This window comes from Blautia sp. DFI.6.71 (assembly GCF_020593585.1).
GTDB classification, from domain to species: Bacteria; Bacillota; Clostridia; order Lachnospirales; family Lachnospiraceae; genus Blautia_A; species Blautia_A wexlerae.
Genome location: NZ_JAJDMJ010000004.1, coordinates 26,655 through 47,891 on the forward strand (window position 1 = coordinate 26,655; position 21,237 = coordinate 47,891).

Here is a 21,237-nt window from a genome sequence, read left to right on the forward strand (position 1 = left end):
TCTCTTTCATCAACTTCCATATAAAAAGAAAGCCAGACTGCACATAGGTTTCTTCCCCTACATACAGTCTGGTTCTCTGATTCCATCATTCATTTCTGGTAATAAGTCAATAAATCAGACATTCCATTACTCTTCCGCATCCATCTCCGACTTAATCTCATCCTCGCAGTCTGCCATTGCCTGCAGTGTCATAGTGAGCAGCTTCTGCAGTTCCCAGCCAAGTTGTTCGGCTCCTCGCTCGATGACTTCTCTGGAGCATCCTGCTGCGAAGCCTTTGCTCTTGTATTTCTTCTTGAGGGATTTGAGTTCCATGTCTTTTGTGCTTTTGGATGGTCTCATAAGTGCTGCTGCCCAGATAAGTCCTGTAAGTTCGTCCGCCGCAAAGAGTACTTTTTCCATTTCGTGTTCCGGTGCTACGTCAATGGTTGCGCCACATCCTACTGTGATACCGTAGCCGTGGGATACAACTGAATGGATTACGTCTTCGCCTACGCCTGCTTCGCGGAGCATTTCCGGAGCTTTCAGGCAGTGTTCTTCCGGATATAGTTCAAAGTCGATGTCGTGGAGGAGCCCTACAATTCCCCAGTATTCTGCATCTTCGCCATAGCCAAGTTCACTGGCATACCATTTCATTACTGCTTCTACAGTCAGGGCATGCTGAATATGGAAGGGATCCTTGTTGTATTTCTTTAATAATGCGAATGCCTCATCTCGTGTAATTGTTTTCATTATTTTGTCACTCCTCATATCTGAATTGTCAGGCGGATAAAATATCTGCTTTGCTACTTGCTCATAACTGAATAACTGCTCCGCAGTTTATCTGTCAATCTGGATCTGACATGCTTCCATTGCTTTCAGTGCATTCTCATGGCTTTCCGGTGTTACGCCTGCGCAACATTTAGCGTCTACGATGATCGGAACTTCCGGGAGAGATGCTTTTGCCAGAAGTGCATTGGAAATAACACAGATGTCTGTGCATAAACCTACGAATGTGATACTTTCGATTTCATTATCCTCATTCATTGCCACCAGTTCTCCTGCAAGGTCTGTGGAACCAAAGGTTTCTTTATCAATGGGTTCTGTTTTTCTGAGTGCATCTAATTCGCTTCTGATCTGCCAGCCTTCAGTGTCACGGATACAGTGCGGTACAGGAAGCTTCTGTCCTTCCTGGGTGTCAAGATAGTAAGTCTCATGGGTGTCTCTGGTAAAAAGAACAACTCCATCAAAATTTTCGATTTTCTCTTTTACACCAGGTACAATGGCAACTGCCTCTTTTGTTCCAAGAGCTCCGTCGATGAAGTCATTCTGCATGTCTACAACTACTAATACCTTCTGCATATTTCCTTCCCTTTCGTTCTTTCTGCACATTTTTTCAGATAATGCTATAAAATCTCTGGAAACGTATGCTGTTATTATTTGTTATTACTATACAACGACAAAGTGTTTTTGTACAGGCAAAAGTGCCTGTTTTACTATAGCAATTCCATAAAATATCAATCATCTATTTTTCAGTATATTTTTCAAATCTGTACTTCTGTTTAATATCTGGATATTTGTCTCTGTCTACTTCACTCATAAACATATCATAGGGTCTGGCACAGATTTTGAAGGGTGCGTAGAGTGCCTGGTAAATCATCAGTTTTTCACCATTTTCTGTGTGATGGGCTACTGCCAGGACTTTATAGAGATATTCGGAAGTATCCGGGGATACCCATTCTCTTTTGAAATGCTGTACAATGTCGCCTGTATGGATATCGTGTTCCGGTGATTCTGATGTATTTTCATTTTCTGCACTGTCAGGTTCTTCTGGTTCTGTGTTGAGTTCCATATATTCTTCTTTATCAAGGGAAACCGGGATTCCGGAACGGCCATTGATGTGGACGCCGCCATACCAGGTACCTGTGACCTCACAAATATCACCTACTTCGTATTCCATGCTGCAGTCATTATTTTTCTTTATGATTCTGATCTTTGCCATTTTATCATCTCCTAGCATATAGTTCTTATTTCATGCAACCAGAAAAACACTCTAACACGTTAGATTATATTCTCCAGCAAGTTCTTCATTTAAAACAACCACCTCAACACCCCATATTTTTCTGACCTTAAGCAATCTGGCTCTTAATTCTGCCAATGGCCCGGCTAGCCACGTAATATCTTCTGCGTTTTTTACAACCAGAATAAATTTTAATTTTACATCTTTCATATTGCTTACCGATCGAAGATTGTCTCCTATCTCTGACGTATCCTGATATCTGTTCATAATTGCCGCCAGATATATCTGCAAAGATGATATAAACTTCTCAGTTATTGAACCATAATATTCTTCGAATTTCAGTTCTTTTTCCTTCGATTCATATCTATTCGCCACATTTGGACAACTTTTCTTTGCTTCCAGAAACACTATATTATTTCCATTATATTTCAGGATAAACTCCACTGTTGGGATTCCATCTCCAAGTTTTTTATAAATTTCAGATGTCTCAATATGAAATAAATCTTTTTCATCATATTTTCCAAAATTCATTCCTGATTCTGGTATAACGCTCACTTTAATGCCACCCCGATTTCTTCTCGATACAACTGACGGAATGTATCCATAATTGCATTATGTTCCAACAATTCAAATTCCGGTGCTATCTCACATAATACTTTGTTGTTTTCATTTTTATATAAGGAAATGTACTGCAGTTTACTGTCCTGTCTCCGCTTTACTTCAATATATTTAGATAAAAAATAGTCATGTGTAGAAACAAAAATCTGTACACCTTCTGTCTCCAGCATGATCAACAATTCAGCCAGCACCGGAATATATTTCGGATTGATATTTGCTTCTGGCTCGTCCCAAAACAAAACGGATCCCTTCTCCAGTGTCCCGTTTTTTATCAACTGCCATAAAAGAGCAATTTTACGTAATCCTTCTGCTACCAAATTAAATTCTAACTTTGCCTGTGTACCAGGTTTTAAATAAAAACGATCCTCATGCAATGTTACTTTCCCATTACTGATTTTCTGTAAAATATCCAGATATTTTTTCCTTACAGTTGAATCCACTCCTCTGGAAATATCAATTTTGGCAGCCGCAATAATATCCAGATACGTATCATCAAATTCCACATTTCCCATTTTTACTGCAGCATCCAGATTCCAGGCATTTGATAAAATCTCTTTTGCCGGAATAAATACGCTTGTGAGATCAGACATCTGCTTTTCCCATTTCTCTTCTGAATTAATCTCTGCATCCCATTTTCGTGTCTTGGTTGAAAATGTCATTCCTATTTTGGCAGTATCAGATTCCACAGAAACCATGGCTTTATTGCTTCCACTCTTTCCTCTGTTTACCAGACGTCCAATTCCAGACTGATCAGGACGAAATAACATTGTTGTTTTCTGCGAAAAAGACACATCATGTTTAGAAGCCTGACATGCTGCATAGGCTAATTTCATAATATGAGTCTTTCCCACACCATTTTCACCAACTAATACATTTAATCCTTCACAAAAAGGAATCTTTATATCTTCAAATACTGTAAAATTCTCTGCTGCAATCTTTGTTAATGGCATTTCCATCACCTCAATATTTCCATTTTTATAAATCAGTTCATTATATCTGTCGCACGACAATATAATATAAAGTAACTTCTATAATAATTTTATATTATAACACATATAAATATGTCAAACAGCTATTTTCTTCGATATAATATTGTAAAATCTGAAAGCTTGTAAAAGGCTATAACTATCACTTCCAGCTCTTCCAGATCTCCGGCTGATATCCTACTGTCGCCTGTTTTCCGTTTCTTACCACAGGGACTTTGATGATGCTCTGGTTTTCGAGAATTTTCTCTGCCTTGTCTTCCTCTGCGATATAAGTGATCAATGCCAGCAGGTCTTTATCCTTGCAGTCAGTATCTATCAGTTTATCATAACCGCCAATTGCCTGGCAGACAGATTGGAATTCTCCTTTACTTAAGCCTTTTTCTTTCATATCTATAAACTGATATTTAATTCCCCGTTCTTTGAAATAGCGTTCTGCTTTCTTGCTGTCAAAGTTTTTCTTTGTTCCGAATATTTGTATATTCATAGTCTAATGCTTTCTCCCATTTTTTTAAGAATTATTGTTCCTGCTATATTTTCTCTTTTCCTGCCTGTTCATTTTAAATTTCCATCCATTTCACATTTTTTTCAAATTCTCACCACATATTTCTCACATTTTCCGGTTATATTATTACCTGTACAGAGCAAAGAGTAATTGCAAATAAAACTTTTTCTTTTTCATACTTTTGCCGGGAATCAATAAGGTTCCCGGCCTCCTTCTTTTATTCCGTTATTTTTTATTCCGTTAGATTTTCTTTTTAATATGGTTATAGATGTTCAGTCCTTTTGTCTGTCCGTATTTGGAAATGATAGATCTGTAAATCTGCTGCTTTCTGTTTTTGTCTTCTGCATTTTTCTCCACAGTTGTAGAAACATAGTTTACTACTTCCTTTGGCATGCCTGCCTTGTCGAGAACCAATACTAATTCCTGCTGTAATTTCTTTGTTCCGGCTTTCATGTCAATTATCTTTTGTTTTGGCTTTTTTGTATTCTGATTCTCTGATTGTTTGACAGACTGCTTTTCAGATTGTTCATTCAACTGTTTTTCTGTTTTCTGATCAGTTTGTTCTGCCAACTGTCTGTCTTTTTCTTTACTGGTCTGTTTTTTTACCTGTTTTCTTGTCTGTACCTGTTTTCCGGAAATCTTCTCGTTTCTGGAAATTTTCACATTTTCTTCTGCTTTCCAGAATTCTATAATATGGTCAAATCCTGTATCCTTACTGATTACAACAATTTTACATTCTTCATCCTGACCTGTGCACTCTTTTCCTATCAGATATCCCAGATAAGAGCCCAGATGCATATCTGCTGACTGATTTCCTGTCGGTACTTTATGCGTGATCAGTTTTGACTCTCCGTGATCATTGATAATATCAAGGTCTATTTTTCTGCTGTTGTCTGTATAAAAAAGATGGATAATATCTGTTTCCCGTAATTTTTCGCATCCTTTGAAGCCTTCACTTCCTACATTTTCATAATCAATTAAATAATAAGTTTTGATAATCTTCATCCTCTCTTTATTTGTTAATGTTCACTCCGTTCACAGTAACCTTTATTTTTCTCTGCTGTATAATACTCTGTCATTTTCAGCCGGATAATTCTTTCCTATTTTAACATGCATCTTTCTTCGGCACAACCACATAGTGGCAGCTCTCCTGGTTAGTATTTCCTGGTTGTCTTTCCTGCCTATTCCAGTCAGACAGAATATTATCATATCCACGAATAGTATTCCCATATTGCCACTATAATAAATTTACATACCTTTTGTGAAAAATGACGGTTTTTTCATCAAATTTGAGTTGATAAATCTTTAACAAATTTCAAAAAAAGGCAAAAATCCTGTTGATTTTAAGCGTTAAATATGTATAATAGTAAAAGAGAAGCGATACCCATTCGCTTTTATGGTAAGGTATCTTAAGCCTGTTTAAACAGGCGCTTTCATTAACGAAGAAAAGAGGTTAAACGTAAGATGGCAAAAATCGATTTAAGCAAGTATGGCATTACCGGAACTACAGAAATTGTCTACAACCCTTCTTATGAAGTATTATTTGAAGAAGAAACCAAACCGGAACTGGAAGGCTTTGAAAAAGGTCAGGTCAGCGAACTTGGTGCAGTTAACGTTATGACAGGTATCTACACAGGACGTTCTCCTAAAGATAAATATATCGTTATGGATGAGAACTCCAAAGATACAGTATGGTGGACAACAGACGAATACAAAAACGATAACCATCCTGCAACTCAGGAAGCATGGAATGCAGTAAAAGAAATCGCTAAAAAAGAGCTCTCCAACAAGAGACTTTTCGTAGTAGATGCATTCTGCGGTGCTAACAAAGATACTCGTATGGCTATCCGTTTCATCGTTGAAGTTGCTTGGCAGGCACATTTCGTAACAAATATGTTCATCCAGCCAACAGCTGAAGAACTTGAAAACTTCGAGCCAGATTTCGTTGTATACAACGCTTCCAAAGCTAAAGTTGAAAACTATAAAGAATTAGGCCTTAACTCTGAAACAGCTGTAATGTTCAACATCACAACTAAAGAGCAGGTTATCGTAAACACATGGTACGGCGGAGAAATGAAGAAAGGTATGTTCTCTATGATGAACTACTTCCTTCCACTGAAAGGCATGGCTTCCATGCACTGCTCTGCAAACACAGATATGAACGGCGAAAACACAGCTATCTTCTTCGGTCTTTCCGGAACAGGTAAAACAACTCTTTCCACAGACCCGAAACGTCTCCTGATCGGTGATGACGAGCATGGCTGGGATGACAACGGCGTATTCAACTTCGAAGGCGGATGCTACGCTAAAGTTATCAACCTTGACAAAGAATCTGAGCCGGACATCTACAATGCGATCAAACGTAACGCTCTTCTTGAGAATGTAACACTTGATGCTGAAGGCAAGATTGATTTCGCAGATAAGAGCGTAACAGAGAATACTCGTGTATCTTATCCGATCAACCACATTGAAAACATCGTTCGCCCGATCTCTTCTGCACCGGCAGCTAAGAACGTAATCTTCCTGTCCGCAGACGCTTTCGGAGTACTTCCTCCAGTATCTATCCTGACAGAAGCTCAGACTCAGTACTATTTCCTGTCTGGATTCACAGCTAAACTTGCTGGTACAGAGCGTGGAATCACAGAGCCTACACCTACATTCTCTGCTTGCTTCGGACAGGCATTCCTTGAACTGCATCCGACAAAATACGCAGAAGAACTTGTTAAGAAAATGGAAAAGAGCGGAGCAAAAGCTTACCTCGTTAACACAGGATGGAACGGAACTGGAAAACGTATCTCCATCAAAGATACTCGTGGTATCATCGATGCAATCCTTAACGGAGATATCCTCAACGCTCCTACTAAGAAGATCCCATTCTTCGATTTCGAAGTTCCAACAGAGCTTAACGGCGTAGACACAGGTATCCTTGATCCTCGTGACACATATGCTGACGCTTCTGAATGGGAAGAAAAAGCAAAAGATCTTGCCGGAAGATTCATCAAGAACTTTGCTAAATACGAAGGAAACGCTGCTGGTAAAGCACTTGTTGCAGCTGGTCCTCAGTTATAATTATAATTGCTGAATTAAAGTTAATTATAATTAAATTATAATTTTATTGTCCAAATGAGTACGAAAGGGATGCGAGTAATTCGCATCCCTTTTTCATGTTGTTTCGGTGGTCAAGCGGATATTCGCAATCCGCTTCGCTACAGGGCTCTGAGTTTTTCTGCCACTTTCTCATATGCGGGTACCGGAACGTGATATTCTTCTCCCATTCTTACTACTTCGTAAACTAATCCGTCAATTTCGGACTGTTTTCCTGCCATGATATCCCGCTGCATGGAAGTGGTTGCTTCCGGTGCGAGGTTGGAAAGGATTTTTAAATTTACTTCTGCCATATCTTTCTGGAAAGGAACTCCCATGGCTTCTGCAAGTGCTGCGATTTCTTTTATCATGGTCTTAAAAAGTTCTCTGGCTTCGCCTTCTTTCTGGAAATCTGCGGCAGTTGCGTGGTAATAGAGTCCTGCTGCCCCGATCGGGGATACATAGGAAAATTTCTCCAGTGCTTCACGGCGGATGTTTTCCGAAAGAGTCCCGTCGATATGACTGTCACAGAGGTCTTTCTGAATCTCTTTCAGTTCCGGTCGGAATTCTGCTTTGTCTCTTACGCCGAATACAATGTGCAGGATCTGTCCATGCTGGAGAAGTTTTCCCGGTTCTTTAATGTTGGCAGAAACATAGATGCAGCCGTCCGTTACCAGAAGATCCGGCAGTTCTTTCTGCATTTTTCCACCTGTTCCATATATATTCAACACTGGAATTACGATAGTATTTTTCCTGGCAATGCGTTTGATAAACGGAATCGTTTCCTGTAAGGAATAGCCTTTTACGCAGACAAAAATTACGTCCGGATGCTCTGCATAATGCTCCATATCTGTAGCAGGAATGCTTATGTTTTCCTCTGTTTTATCCCACATTTTCTCCAATGTAAGACCCTGTTTCTGGATCTTTTTCAGGTGTTCGCCTCTCGCGATCAGGGTTACGTCCTTGCCTGCTTTTTTCATATAATATCCGGTAACACCACCGGTTCCTCCGGCTCCAATGATTAAGTATTTCATATTTATTTTCTGCCCCGCTTTCATTGTTTTGATTCTTATATCATAGCACAATTGCAATTTTTCTTCAGTATATTTTATGCATTACGCTGACATAATTTTGCATTGACAGTTTATTTTTTGCCCTGTAATATCAATGGTATCAATATCAGAATATATTACACAGGAAAAGTATTAAGATGGAACGATATCTGGAATTTAGAATAGATGAACAAACTACAGAACTTAAAATGGAAGCATTTCTGAAAAAGAATGCAGGACTTACAAAACGGCAGATCAGCCAGGCGAAGTTTCGACCGGACGGGATTACCAGAAACGGAGTTCGCTGTCGTGTAACTGAGACAATATATCCAGGCGATGTGATCCGCGTTTGTCTGGAGGAAGCCGGGACTGCTTCTGCGCATCTTGAAAATTATAATGACGGAATCAAAAGTAAAGATTTGTCGGATTTCCATTCCAACAAAGCTTCAGCTCCAGTTTCCGAAACTTCTTTTTCTCTGAATATTTTATATGAAGATACGGATATTCTGGCAGTTGATAAACCGGCAGGAATGGTTACGCATCCGACGGGAATGCATTATACAGACAGCCTCTCCAATCTTGTTGCCAGTTACTTTCGAGAGAAAAATGAACAGGTCTGTGTCCGCCCGGTGGGGCGGCTGGATCAGGAGACTTCCGGGATTGTGGTTTTTGCCCAAAATCAGGTAGCAGCTTCAAGGCTTCAATCTGTAAAATCTCCATGCAAAATTCACAAGCAATATCTTGCCGCTGTATCCGGTACTTTGCCTGTAGATATGCCTGGTGTCTGGCATACCTTAGATTTACCGCTGATGCAGGACCCGGAGAATCATCTGAAAATGAAAACTGCTGCTGATCTTTCCTTACATTCATCTGCATTATCGGGAAAAATCAAAACAGCAGTTACTCATTATCATACTCTTTTTTCCAGTCAGGACTGGTCGCTTATCACACTTAAGCTGGATACCGGACGTACCCACCAGATCCGTGTCCATATGGCATCCACAGGACATCCTTTGCTTGGAGATACTCTTTATCATTCAGACGATAAAATATCTTCCTGTGCTTCCTTTTCCAGGGCAGCCCTTCATGCATGGAAAGTTTCTTTTCAGCATCCTTTCAGAGATGAAATGCTCCTTCTGGAAGCACCATTACCTTTCGATTTTCGTGAACTGGTTTCACTTTCAGGGTCTGATCTGTTGTCTATTTAAGCTTCAAATTCTTTGATCAGATTTACCATTTCAATGGCACTGAGTGCACAGTCATAGCCTTTATTTCCTGCTTTTGTACCTGCGCGTTCAATTGCCTGCTCGATGTTTTCTGTGGTAAGCACTCCGAATAATACCGGAACTCCTGTTTCCAGTGATACTGATGCAATCCCTTTGGAAACCTCATTGCATACATAATCATAATGACTGGTATTTCCACGAATCACAGCACCTACGCAGATAACCGCATCATACTTTCCACTTTTTGCCATTTTAGACGCGATCAGTGGGATTTCAAAAGCACCTGGTACCCACGCTACCTGGATGTCCTCTTCTTTTACATTGTGACGTGTCAGCCCATCCATGGCACCACTTACCAGCTTGGAAGTTATAAATTCATTGAAGCGGGCTGCTACAATTCCTACTTTCATTCCATCTGATACTAATTTTCCTTCTAATGTTTTCATTTTTTCTGGTCCTTTCATCTGTAAATTTATATTTTTTAACCTGTACAGGTTTTTATATACGGTAAATTTTATTTTCGGGAACGTTATCGTTATATATGAAAATCCCCGCTGTATTTAATACTTCAGAATATGTCCCATTCGTAATTGTTTTGTCTTAAGATAACGCAGATCATACGCTGTGGCATTCATCTGTATCGGAACTCTCTGTTTGATCCTGATGCCAAATTCTTCCAACTGATAAACTTTATCCGGGTTATTTGTCAGCAGCCTCAGCTCTTTTACCCCAAGATTTCTCAGAATCTGCGCACCAATGTAGTATTCTCTTTCGTCTCCGGCAAATCCAAGTGCCAGATTCGCTTCGAGTGTATCCATTCCCTGTTCCTGAAGTTCATAGGCACGAAGTTTATTGATCAGTCCGATTCCTCTTCCTTCCTGTCTCATATAAAGGAGTATCCCTCTGCCTTCTTCCTCAATCTGGGCCATCGCCGCTGCAAACTGCTGTCCGCAGTCACAACGCTGTGATCCAAAAACGTCTCCTGTCAGGCACTCTGAATGCACACGGCACAGAACGTTTTCTCCATCTCCGATTTCACCTTTTACCAGTGCTACATGATGTTCCCCATTCAGGCGGTTTACAAATCCATACGCCATAAACTCTCCGTATCTGGTCGGCATTTTTGTGGTCGTCACGCGATCCACCAGAATATCATGGCATTTACGGTAATTCTGAATATCTTTAATTGTTATGAATTTAAGATTCCACTTTCCGGCAAGTTCCCGTAACTCAGAAGTCCGCATCATAGTGCCGTCTTCTCTCATAATTTCACAGCACAGCCCGCACTGTTTTAACCCTGCAAGTCTGCACAGGTCTACAGTTGCCTCTGTATGTCCGTTTCTTTCCAGAACACCGTTCTTCTTCGCCAGAAGTGGAAACATATGTCCGGGGCGTCTGAAATCTTCGGGTTTTGCATTCTCATCCACACATTTCATGGCAGTAACAGAACGTTCTGCCGCAGAGATTCCTGTAGTGGTGCTGATATGGTCTACGGAAACAGTAAAAGCAGTTTCGTGATTATCTGAATTTTCTGCTACCATCTGCGGGAACTGCAGTTTTCTTACATATTCCTCAGACATTGGCATACAGATAAGTCCTTTTCCGTGAGTTGCCATAAAGTTAATATTTTCTGTTGTGGCAAACTCTGCTGCACAGATAAAATCTCCTTCATTCTCTCTGTCCGGATCATCCGTTACCAGAATAATTTTTCCATTCCGAAGTTCTTCCAGAGCTTCTTCTACTGAATCAAATCCGTTCATTTTTTCTCTCCTTATGCAATGTATTTTCTGATACAATATATTTTTCTGTTGTTAAGAGGGCAAAATCATTCGTATTGGCTGCTTATCTGGTTCGTGTCAGGCAGATAAAACATCCACTGTACAGTTCTGCATCAATCGAATAACCGCTTTGTGGTTAATTCTGTCAAAAGCCATACTTATTCAGAAAATCCCGTGTAATATTACTTTTTATCGGCTGTTCTTTCACAGGCGTTATTAATTTTTCCACGTATTTTCCAATTATGTCTGTCTCCAGATTAACGATATCTCCTTCTTTGCGTTCTCCGAGGACTGTAATCTTTACTGTATGAGGAATTGCAGAAATGGAAAAGTCTGTTTCTGAGACTTTTGCCACTGTAAGACTGATTCCATCAACTGTTACAGAACCTTTTGTCACAATATATTTCATAATTTGTGGTGAAGCCTGAATGGTGTACCAGACAGCATTATCATCTCTGCGAATTTCCGTGATTTTTCCTGTTCCATCCACATGCCCGGCAACAATGTGTCCTCCAAATCTTCCATTTGCAGGCATTGCCCTTTCCAGATTTACATGCTGTCCCAAAGAAAGCTGAATCAGCGCAGAACGATTCAATGTCTCATGCATCACATCTGCTGTAAAACCATCTTCCAGACATGCAGTTACAGTGAGGCAGATTCCATTTACAGCTACACTGTCCCCTGTTTTCAGATCATCCAGAATTTTCTCTGCCCGTATCGTAAATACTGCTGAATTTGCTCCTTTTTTTATTTTTTTCACAGTTCCCAGTTCTTCAACAATTCCCGTGAACATTACTCTTCACCTCACTCTCTATAAGAAAATCATCTCCTATTCTGATTATTTCGCTGTTTTTTAATAATATTGCGCTGGCAGGATCAGGAAATCCTTTTCCTTCTATCGGTGTCTTTGCACTTTCTCCCCCAAAAAGTTTGGGTGCTATATAGGTCTGGACTTTCTGAACAATACCGCTTTCGAGTGCTGACCAGTTTAAAGTGCCTCCTCCTTCCAGTAAGATACTGTCTATCTTTGCAGCTCCCAGAAGTTCCATTAGTCTGTTTAAATCTATGTGTCCGTTTTTTTCCGGGACATCCAGAACTTTACATCCCATATCTTCATAATTCTTTATCTTCTGCTGGTCTTTACTGCTGGTTGCAAAGATTGTTGGAATTGTTGATGCCGTTTTCACAATTCTGGAATTCAGTGGTGTCCGCAAGTGGGAGTCACAGATAATACGCACAGGATTTCTGCCGTTTTCCAGTCTGCATGTAAGCATCGGATCATCTGCCAGCACAGTTCCCACTCCAGCCATAATCCCTGTATATTTCAATCTCTGTTTCTGCACATGCATTCTGGCAGCTTCGCCTGTCACCCATCTGGATGCGCCTGTATAAGTGGCAATTTTTCCATCCATGGTCATCGCATATTTCATGACTACATATGGTTTTTGATTCTGTATGTAATAGAAAAATGCTTCATTGAGTTTATCGCACTCTTCTTTTAAAACGTTTTCCGTTACTTCGATCCCATGCTCTTTCAGAATCCGGATTCCTTTTCCTGAAACCAGGGGATTAGGGTCCGAGGAACCAATAATCACACGTCTGATCCCCGATTCCAGGATTGCATTGACACACGGAGGCTGTTTCCCGTAATGGCAGCAAGGTTCCAGAGTAACATATATGGAGGCACCTTCTGGCTGTTCTGTACATGATGCCAGAGCTTCCCTTTCTGCATGAAGTTCACCGTATTTTCTGTGATATCCCTGGCCAATGACTTTTCCGCTTTTGACGATCACGGCACCTACCATTGGGTTAGGTGCTGTAAATCCCATTCCTTTTTGCGCCAGTTCTAACGCCATTTTCATATATTGCCTGTCTTTTTCCATATCCGTTATATCTTTCAATCCCTCATCTCCTGTTCTTCTGATGGTACTGATGATACCAAAAAAGCCCCGGTGTCTTTCAACATCCAGGGCCTGTAAATTAATATCTGCTTGAATTATCTTCGTGTGAATCTGACTTTTTGCTTCATCATTAAAACTGCTTTGATGATATTAAAAAGCTCTGGAATAAATTTATTATTCCAGAGCAGTCGCTTTCACAGATCAGTTAATTCTTCTGTATCTCTACTGTTATCTTCTTTCATCCAGACTGTACTGTCGGCTTCGGAATTACACCGAATCATGCCTTACGGCTCGTGGGCTTTACCACCGGTAGGGAATTGCACCCTGCCCTGAAGATCTTATTTTATTTTTATCAGCAATTTCTAAATTTTATCCTGTTGATGTCTGAAAGTATACTCTTAATTTTTATTTATGTCAAGATTTTTTCAGACATATAATTTCAGTTTTTCAGGAAAGTAATTCTCTTACCATCTCTGCATTGAATGTCACACCTGTCAGGTGATCTACTTCAATCTGATACAGGGCATTGGCTGCGATATGCTCTGCTGCCTGTTCCAGATCACGAATACCGCTTGTATTTTTATGCAATTCAACGATGGCATCCAGACCGTCTTCTGTTACTACACATTCTTCTGCTTTCAGGCTCATGCGTTTCAGAACTTTCGGAAGAACGTATTTGGAGAAGATGATCTTCTTCTCTTCTGATGTATAATCCGGGATATCGATCACCGCGAAACGGGACATCAGAGGTGCGCTGATCTGGGATTTATCGTTTGCCGTAGCAATAGGATAAACGCCCACTGTGGGCACCATACATTCCATATAGTTATCTGTAAATCCAAGGTTGTCAAGCAGAGTAAGAAGTACGTCTGCAGGATTTCCGTTGCCCTTACCTGACGCTGCTTTATCAAGCTCGTTGATAATAAATACAAGGTTGGATTCTCCTGCTGCCGAGAAAGCTTCCATGATGATTCCGGGCTTTGCGTTTGCATAGATTCTGGAACTTCCTGTAAGCTGTTCCGGATCATTGATGGAACTCATGTCCAGAGTTGTCCAAGGCAGTTTCAGAATACGGGCAACTGCATAGGCAATCTGGGATTTGCCTGTACCTGCAGGACCTACAAGGAGAAGTCCGTATGCAGGAAGTGTATGGGTACGGTTGATCTGTATGATTGTTTCAATGATACGCTGCTTTACAGATTCCATTCCGTAGAGTTCCTCATCAAGGATCCTGCGGGCTTCCTGAGGATCGATTGCTTCAAAATAATTGCTCTTCCACTGTACATTCATCATGATGGAAAGTGCTCTCTGAGCATGACGTCTCTCCTCCGGAGATACTTCGTGTGAACGGGCAACTGCAAGGTTTCTTCTCGCCCAGAGACGGATATTATCCGGCAGGGTTCTGCCTGCGCAGGTCATAAAATCAGTGATGCTCTGAATGCTTGTCAGCTTCATCTCGTCCCCTGTTTCTTCCTCATCTTCATCCTCAACAATCTCTGCAGGTGCACTGCTTGCAAGAAGTCTCTCGATCATAAACTGAAGAAATCCGTCCTCTGCGGAAAGTTTCGTACCGCCGCCAAAAGCAGTTTCACGAATCTTATAAACTGCATAACCATTCTCTTTATTCTCTCCAGAAAGACGCACATTGATATGATTCTCCCCAAGCCATTTCAGAAGACTTACAAATCTTGAATCAATACTGATAATATCTGCACTGAAAACGCCGTCATCTTCTTTAAATTCAAAGGATGTACGTTTAATCGGATTAGTAAAAATACCGCAGGAATGATGTTTCCACTGACGGCTGCTGTTATCCAGGATCATGATCGGTTTCTCAGGGGAAGTCTCCTTTTCATTGGACTGGAACGTAGTGTAGGTACATTCAGACTGTACGCCTGTTTTCTTGTCTGAAGCACCGCTGAAATCAAATACTGGCATGGTAAATACTCCTTTTATCTTATCATGCAATGCATGACATATTTCTATTACACATCTCTGCAATCCTGTCGGAAGCTATTTATTATTCTAGCAGAATCTTTTCTTTTAATCAATTCTGTAAATGTATTTATTGCATAAATATTCAATAAATTATATCCTGATTTATTCCCCCAAAATCATTGACGGTAACATTCACAGGCCTTATAATAATAGTAACTGAGAATTTCCAGAAACTCTCTGGAAAATCGGAATTTACTTTTAGGAGAGCAAAATGAGCAAAATTATTTTAACCGGTGACCGCCCAACAGGCCGCCTTCATGTTGGACATTATGTTGGTTCATTATCCGAGCGTGTTCGTTTACAGAACTCCGGCTTATATGATGAAATTTATATTATGATCGCAGATGCACAGGCATTAACAGATAACGCTGAACACCCTGAGAAAGTTCGCCAGAACATCCTTCAGGTCGCCCTGGATTATCTTGCATGTGGCATTGATCCTGAGAAATCCACTATCTTTATCCAGTCCATGGTTCCGGAGCTTACAGAGCTTACTTTCTATTATATGAACCTTGTTACTGTGGCACGTGTACAGCGTAATCCTACAGTTAAATCTGAAATCCAGATGCGTAATTTTGAGGCAAGCATCCCTGTTGGATTCTTCTGCTATCCGATCAGCCAGGCTGCAGACATCACTGCATTCCGCGCTACTACTGTTCCGGTTGGCGAAGATCAGCTTCCAATGCTCGAGCAGTGCAAGGAGATCGTCCACAAATTTAATACTGTTTATGGTGAAACTCTGACAGAGCCTGAGATTATTCTGCCATCCAATAAAGCATGCTTACGTCTGCCAGGTATTGACGGAAAAGCAAAAATGAGCAAATCTCTCGGAAACTGCATCTACCTTTCAGATGAAGAAGCTGATGTTAAGAAGAAGGTTATGTCCATGTTCACAGACCCGAATCATCTTCGTGTGGAAGATCCGGGACGTGTGGAAGGAAATCCTGTATTTATTTATCTGGATGCATTCTGTAAACCGGAATATTTCGCAGAGTTCCTGCCTGAATATCAGAATCTGGATGAACTGAAAGCTCATTATACACGCGGCGGTCTGGGTGATGTCAAGGTTAAGAAATTCCTGAACAAAGTACTCCAGGCAGAGCTTTCTCCAATCCGCGAAAGACGTAAATACTGGGAACAGCATCTTGATGATGTATATGATATCCTCAAAGAGGGAAGCAAGGTTGCTGAAGCAAAAGCTGCACAGACACTTCATGATGTTCGTTCAGCAATGCAGATCAACTACTTTGATGATAACAGCTTAATTAAATAATTATATGCCGGTGGCTACAGCGACCGACAACGATGCGTAAATAAGAAATTCAAACGCAAGATTGTTCAAAAATCAACTTATTGACACATCAAAACAGGTTCAGGCAAAAGCATTCTGCTCACGTCTGAACCTGTTCTGTTATTTCTTCACTGACTTGCTTTTCAATCTATTTTACAGATAAAATCTATCCGATATCTTTCATATCTGATACCATTTGATCTCATTTGCCTCCATATGTAACCGGAAACTGCTTCCATCACCTCTGTAAACTACTGTATCCTGTGGTTCGTAAGTGTTGTTGACTACGCAGTATTTTCCATTTTTTACGTAAGCATGTACTTCTACATTGTAGTTGGTTGAATACCAGCAGTGAAGTTCTTCCTCTGCGGATGCTGACCAAAGGACTGCACGATAAAGCACGCGGCTGTTCTTGAAGCTGTATGGAAGTCCGCTGATATAAACGCCTCTTCCTTTACCGAAAGTCTTTACAGCCATCTGCACTTCCTGGTCTTTCTGGATTAAGATTTCTGTTTCCGGTAAGGCATAAATGTTCTTCTTACCTTCACCGAAATCAACCTCGCCTTCTGCATCTTTAAGGATGAAATGATCTCTGTGTTCTTCCCAGTTATATTTATCTGTATTCAGGTTAAATCCATGTTCTTCTTCTACTCCAAGTACATCATCTAACTGAATGAATCTGCCCTGCCACTGATGTGCTGCCGGTTCTCCTACACCGATAAATCCACCGCCATTATATACAAATTCTCTGACTGCTGTGATGATTGTTTCGTCGATCCAGTTCTCGCCGCCTGACTGTGCAGTGTCCGCATCTCCTACATTGATCACTACGTCAAACTTCTTCAGAAGATCTTTGTCTGCTTTGATATCATCAAAGCTGATAAATGATACATCAAACGGTGCGCCGCTTAATGCTTCGATAATTCCGAAATAAGAATAATTCTGCTTGTAATAGATGGCGTGATGTACCATATGGTTACCCCATGAGCGCATCTTTCCCCAACAATTCAGGACTGCTACCCGTTTTACGCAATAAGGAGTCGTTCCCTGAATGTTATCATATAAAGTGCGGAACTCTTCGCAGACTTCTTTGATATACTGTACAAAATCCGGGAATTCCAGGGCAAGTTTCAGATATCCGCCGTAGCCTATTCTCTGGATCGGGCTTCGAAGGATTGCTCTTCTTGCTGTTACCCAGTTTACTTTTGCCTCCTTTACAGGATCGCCGCCTTCATGGAACGTATCCGGGAAAAAGTATGGCAAAAATCTTCCTTCTGTATATTTTACATTCTTAATATCACTGAACAGACGCAGGGTCGCACCATTTCCAACACTTCCAACTACAGCATCCAGTCCGATAGATGCAAATTCGTCCATAAACGGTTCCATACCAATCCAGTGATCTCCCATGAACATCATGGCCTCTTTTCCGTATTCATGTACGATATCTACCATCTCTTTGGCAAGCTTCGCAACTTCGCGTCTCTGAAATGCCTGGAAATCTTTGAATTCTTTTGAGGGAATCCGATAGGTATTGTTCATGTATCCCTGATCAATGATATATTCCGGTCTGAAAGGATAGCCCACTTCTTTCTCAAACTGCTCCAGAATATATGGGCTGACTGAAGCGGAATAACCAAACCAGTCTACATATTTCTCTCTTGCAAGTTCATCAAATATAAGAGTAAACTGATGGAAAAATGTAGTGAAGCGCACAACATCCACATACTCATGAGTATCCAGAAATCTGCGCAGACGTTCCAGAGAGTGTGCTCTTGTTTTCGGCTGACGCACATCAAATGTAATCTGCGGTTCTACGTCTTTCCAGTCATTTACTACTGCATTGTACATATGTACAGGATCCCACATAATATATGCCAGGAAACTTACAGTATATTCATGGAAGCGTTTCGCAGATAAGATCACTACATTTCCTGTCTCTTCTTCATATGACCACTGATCTGTCAGTACCGGCTCTCCTGTGGTACGATCCATTACTTCCCACCATCTGCGGATATCATCTCTTGTGTTGACTGCAAGCATATTCGGATAGAGGTGATCCATCAGATGAATCTCCAGTGTATCTGCAACCGCTGTGTGGAAAGATGTCATAATATACATCTGCTGGATTTCTTCCGGATGTGCTTTCGCCCACGCATTGTCCTTACGAGTTGTATAGTAGGTTGCATAAATTTTGGCACCTGTGTCTTTTAATTTCTGCGGAAATTCTGTTCCGTCACAGTCACGTATAGCATCAGCGCCCCACTCTTCTATCATTTCCAGTGTCTGTGGAACTACATCCAGGTCAGTTGGTATGGTTACACGACCTTTTCCCATTTTCTGTTACCTCCTTCATTTTGCTGACAAGCGGATAATTACTGTCCGTTCGCTTCTGTAATCACATTATTTTCAGTCTATCTGTTTATAAAATACTTTCTTTCAAAATTTTTTTCAATTCACTTTTTGCTTTGTTTTTTAGAAATCTTGCTCTTACAAAAAAATTATGGTATTATAGAAAATATGTTATCAGCTATCTGAAAAGCCTTCTATTTTTTACCTTAATAACTGATGTTGATTTTATTTTTATCATTTTTTATGCACTTATTCTAATTATCCTGAAGAATCTCAGTTATATCTTTTGCGATATAAAATACTATCATTCAGAATCCGCCAACAAAATTGCTACAAATATACTCATCTGCCGTAAACAGAAGAAAGGAGAATCTGCCATGAGCTCACAATCATTTCGTTTCAGCCCCGAACACCCAACAGCTCAGAATATTACGCTTTTAAATACCTCTTCTTCCCGCTACGAGGGTGACTGGCCCAGTATTCCTCACTCTCATGCCTTTACAGAATTGTTCTATGTACGTGACGGTCAGGGAGATTTTCTGATCGAGGATCAGATTTTCCCAATCTCAAAGGACGATTTGGTCATCATTAATCCACATATCAATCACACTGAAATCTCCAAAGGGAGTCCTCCTCTGAGTTATTTTACAGTAGGTGTGGACGGACTATGTTTTTCCTTTAACGGTCATAAAGAGTATCGCATTTTTAACTGTCGTGAAAAGAAAACAGATTTGTTATTTTACTTTAATTCTCTGTTTCAGGAGCTGGACAGACAGTCTGAAGGATATGAAACCATCTGCAGTCATATGCTGGATATTCTGATTCTGCAGCTTCGGCGCATTACGGATTCACCATTTGAACTGATCACCGCCCAGCATCCAAGTAAAGAGTGCGCTCATATTAAGCGTTATCTTGACTCCAATTACGGGGAAAATATTACTCTGGATCACCTCTCAGAACTCAGTCATCTTAATAAGTATTATCTGAGTCATGAATTTACAAAATATTATGGGATTTCTCCTATCAATTATCTGAACCGAAAACGCATCGAAGTGTGCAAGGAGCTTCTGGAAAATACTGATTACGGGATTTCAGATATTGCGCATCTCACAGGATTCTCCTCTCAGAGTTATCTCTCCCAGAGCTTTCGCAAATCCTGTGGCATGACTGCAGGAACTTACCGTAAACTTAAGAAAAAAAGAAAGGATCCTATTTAATATCATGCAATACACATTTCCAAACTACTATAAAGAATTTTCCTGCATTGCAGGAGCCTGTCCGGATACCTGCTGCGCAGGATGGCAGATCGTGATTGACGATCAGACACTGAAGAAGTACCAGCACTTTAAAGGTCCATTCCGCAATCGCCTGCACAATGATATTGACTGGAAAGAACATGTTTTCCGCCAGTATAACAGACGCTGTGCTTTTCTCAACGAAGAGAACCTGTGTGATATCTACACAGAAGCAGGACCGGAAATGTTCTGCAGAACCTGCAGAAATTATCCTAGACATATTGAAGAATTTGAAGGTCTGCGTGAGATTTCCCTGTCGCTCTCCTGTCCGGAGGCAGCAAGGATTTTACTTTCCCAAAAAGAAAAGGTACACTTTATCACAAAAGAAAAAAAGACAAAAGAAGAAGTCTATGATGACTTTGATTATTTCCTGTTCACTGCACTTATGGACACCCGTGATATGCTTATAGATATCATCCAGGACAGAGCTGTACCCATGCAGAAACGTCTGTGGAAACTTCTGGCTGCTGCACATGATTTCCAGTTATGTGTAAATAAAAATGAACTCTTTAAATGGGAAGAAATGCGAAAACGACATGAAGATTCCGGATACGGAGATAGATTTTGCAGCAAAATTTACTCTCGTATAAATACAGATAACATAGAAAACAGTTCTGTTGCATCTGCCTGCGCAAATACACCAGAACAATTATTTAAAAAAATGTGGAAAACTGTTGTCCCGGAAATGGAGGTTCTGCGCCCGGGATGGCAGGAATACTTAAAGAATTGTCTGACTCCACTGTATAATGGAAATACAGATTCGCAGTCTGACTCCGGAAATCTTTATTCCTGGCAGAAAAGTGAATTTGATTTCTCTTATCCGGACTGGCAGATTCAGGAGGAACAGCTTCTTGTTTACTGGATCTATACCTATTTCTGCGGTGCAGTTTATGATGATGAGATCTTCGCCAAGGTGAAAATGGCAGTTGTGTGCACCCTGTTCATCCATGAATTAAATGTGGGAACCTATCTGAAAAACAACCGGCAGTTTAAGCTAGATGACCAGATCCGTATCTGTTATCAGTTTTCAAGAGAACTGGAACACTCAGATCTTAACCTGAACAGATTTGAAGAATTAATGTCTGAAAAAGAGATTTTCTCCTTTGAAAATCTGCTGAAAATCTGCTGATGCAAATAAAAAATCCAGTTATTATGAGC

19 protein-coding genes and 1 riboswitch are annotated in these 21,237 nt (G+C 40.5%); of the genes, 5 read left to right on the plus strand and 14 right to left on the minus strand.

Translation table 11 applies throughout. From position 1 onward, the window contains the following. Positions 1 to 126: 126 nt before the first annotated feature. The 7 genes from LJE12_RS03520 to LJE12_RS03550 all read right to left on the minus strand — a co-directional run bounded on the left by LJE12_RS03520 (position 127) and on the right by LJE12_RS03550 (position 5,107). Positions 127 to 729: an HDIG domain-containing metalloprotein gene (locus tag LJE12_RS03520; RefSeq protein WP_173721111.1), complete on the minus strand. Its 603-nt coding sequence runs from the start codon at positions 727 to 729 to the stop codon at positions 127 to 129. Positions 730 to 816: 87 nt separating this feature from the next. Then, on the minus strand, positions 817 to 1,338 hold the full coding sequence (locus LJE12_RS03525; RefSeq protein ID WP_022381390.1) for a cysteine hydrolase family protein: 522 nt from the start codon (positions 1,336 to 1,338) through the stop codon (positions 817 to 819). Positions 1,339 to 1,501: 163 nt separating this feature from the next. Next, positions 1,502 to 1,978, minus strand: a complete 477-nt coding sequence (locus LJE12_RS03530; protein ID WP_227226391.1) for a DUF1653 domain-containing protein — start codon at positions 1,976 to 1,978, stop codon at positions 1,502 to 1,504. A 51-nt stretch (positions 1,979 to 2,029) separates the two neighbouring features. Then, positions 2,030 to 2,551, minus strand: a complete 522-nt coding sequence (locus LJE12_RS03535; protein WP_008703999.1) for a hypothetical protein — start codon at positions 2,549 to 2,551, stop codon at positions 2,030 to 2,032. Continuing rightward, the gene (locus tag LJE12_RS03540) at positions 2,548 to 3,564 is read right to left on the minus strand and encodes an AAA family ATPase (protein ID WP_020994060.1); all 1,017 of its coding nucleotides are present in this window, start codon (positions 3,562 to 3,564) and stop codon (positions 2,548 to 2,550) included. The genes LJE12_RS03535 and LJE12_RS03540 overlap by 4 nt, the downstream gene beginning before the upstream one ends. Before the next feature lie 178 nt (positions 3,565 to 3,742). Further along, the gene (locus LJE12_RS03545; RefSeq protein ID WP_008704002.1) at positions 3,743 to 4,084 is read right to left on the minus strand and encodes an arsenate reductase family protein; all 342 of its coding nucleotides are present in this window, start codon (positions 4,082 to 4,084) and stop codon (positions 3,743 to 3,745) included. Positions 4,085 to 4,342: 258 nt separating this feature from the next. Further along, complete coding sequence (locus tag LJE12_RS03550) at positions 4,343 to 5,107, minus strand: PIN domain-containing protein (RefSeq protein WP_008704004.1); 765 nt, start codon at positions 5,105 to 5,107, stop codon at positions 4,343 to 4,345. Positions 5,108 to 5,566: 459 nt separating this feature from the next. Here LJE12_RS03550 and pckA point away from each other — a divergent pair, with 459 nt between their 5' ends. Then, on the plus strand, positions 5,567 to 7,171 hold the full coding sequence (gene pckA / locus LJE12_RS03555) for a phosphoenolpyruvate carboxykinase (ATP) (protein ID WP_008704006.1): 1,605 nt from the start codon (positions 5,567 to 5,569) through the stop codon (positions 7,169 to 7,171). A gap of 137 nt (positions 7,172 to 7,308) precedes the next feature. Here pckA and LJE12_RS03560 read toward each other — a convergent pair whose 3' ends face one another. Continuing rightward, a complete protein-coding gene (locus tag LJE12_RS03560; RefSeq protein WP_044952194.1) occupies positions 7,309 to 8,220 on the minus strand; it encodes a ketopantoate reductase family protein in 912 nt (303 codons plus the stop codon). A 176-nt stretch (positions 8,221 to 8,396) separates the two neighbouring features. Here LJE12_RS03560 and LJE12_RS03565 point away from each other — a divergent pair, with 176 nt between their 5' ends. Beyond that, positions 8,397 to 9,446 carry an RluA family pseudouridine synthase gene (locus tag LJE12_RS03565; protein WP_022380124.1) on the plus strand — a complete coding sequence of 350 codons (1,050 nt, stop codon included), beginning with the start codon at positions 8,397 to 8,399 and terminating at the stop codon, positions 9,444 to 9,446. Here LJE12_RS03565 and ribH read toward each other — a convergent pair. The 5 genes from ribH to LJE12_RS03590 form a co-directional block, all read right to left on the minus strand. Continuing rightward, positions 9,443 to 9,910 carry a 6,7-dimethyl-8-ribityllumazine synthase gene (gene ribH, locus LJE12_RS03570; protein ID WP_020994061.1) on the minus strand — a complete coding sequence of 156 codons (468 nt, stop codon included), beginning with the start codon at positions 9,908 to 9,910 and terminating at the stop codon, positions 9,443 to 9,445. The two genes, LJE12_RS03565 and ribH, sit on opposite strands and share 4 nt — an antisense overlap. A gap of 114 nt (positions 9,911 to 10,024) precedes the next feature. After that, positions 10,025 to 11,224 carry a bifunctional 3,4-dihydroxy-2-butanone-4-phosphate synthase/GTP cyclohydrolase II gene (locus LJE12_RS03575; RefSeq protein WP_008704014.1) on the minus strand — a complete coding sequence of 400 codons (1,200 nt, stop codon included), beginning with the start codon at positions 11,222 to 11,224 and terminating at the stop codon, positions 10,025 to 10,027. A gap of 163 nt (positions 11,225 to 11,387) precedes the next feature. Next, positions 11,388 to 12,035, minus strand: coding sequence for a riboflavin synthase (ribE, locus tag LJE12_RS03580; protein WP_008704016.1), 648 nt, complete (start codon positions 12,033 to 12,035; stop codon positions 11,388 to 11,390). Then, entirely contained in the window at positions 12,016 to 13,125 is a 1,110-nt protein-coding gene (gene ribD / locus LJE12_RS03585) for a bifunctional diaminohydroxyphosphoribosylaminopyrimidine deaminase/5-amino-6-(5-phosphoribosylamino)uracil reductase RibD (RefSeq protein ID WP_055052604.1), read from the minus strand. The genes ribE and ribD overlap by 20 nt, the downstream gene beginning before the upstream one ends. Before the next feature lie 244 nt (positions 13,126 to 13,369). Next, positions 13,370 to 13,484, minus strand: a riboswitch (FMN riboswitch). 106 nt (positions 13,485 to 13,590) lie between these two features. Next, complete coding sequence (locus LJE12_RS03590; protein WP_022380251.1) at positions 13,591 to 15,081, minus strand: AAA family ATPase; 1,491 nt, start codon at positions 15,079 to 15,081, stop codon at positions 13,591 to 13,593. A gap of 271 nt (positions 15,082 to 15,352) precedes the next feature. Here LJE12_RS03590 and trpS point away from each other — a divergent pair, with 271 nt between their 5' ends. After that, the gene (trpS, locus tag LJE12_RS03595) at positions 15,353 to 16,414 is read left to right on the plus strand and encodes a tryptophan--tRNA ligase (protein ID WP_022380250.1); all 1,062 of its coding nucleotides are present in this window, start codon (positions 15,353 to 15,355) and stop codon (positions 16,412 to 16,414) included. Between the two features lie 198 nt (positions 16,415 to 16,612). Here trpS and gnpA read toward each other — a convergent pair whose 3' ends face one another. After that, positions 16,613 to 18,769 (minus strand): 1,3-beta-galactosyl-N-acetylhexosamine phosphorylase, encoded by a 2,157-nt coding sequence (gene gnpA / locus LJE12_RS03600; protein WP_055059510.1) that lies wholly within the window; start codon positions 18,767 to 18,769, stop codon positions 16,613 to 16,615. 392 nt (positions 18,770 to 19,161) lie between these two features. Between gnpA and LJE12_RS03605 the strand changes: the two genes are divergently transcribed. Beyond that, the gene (locus LJE12_RS03605; RefSeq protein ID WP_008704021.1) at positions 19,162 to 20,001 is read left to right on the plus strand and encodes an AraC family transcriptional regulator; all 840 of its coding nucleotides are present in this window, start codon (positions 19,162 to 19,164) and stop codon (positions 19,999 to 20,001) included. Positions 20,002 to 20,005: 4 nt separating this feature from the next. Next, the gene (gene fliB, locus LJE12_RS03610) at positions 20,006 to 21,208 is read left to right on the plus strand and encodes a flagellin lysine-N-methylase (RefSeq protein ID WP_055059511.1); all 1,203 of its coding nucleotides are present in this window, start codon (positions 20,006 to 20,008) and stop codon (positions 21,206 to 21,208) included. Positions 21,209 to 21,237: the final 29 nt, after the last annotated feature.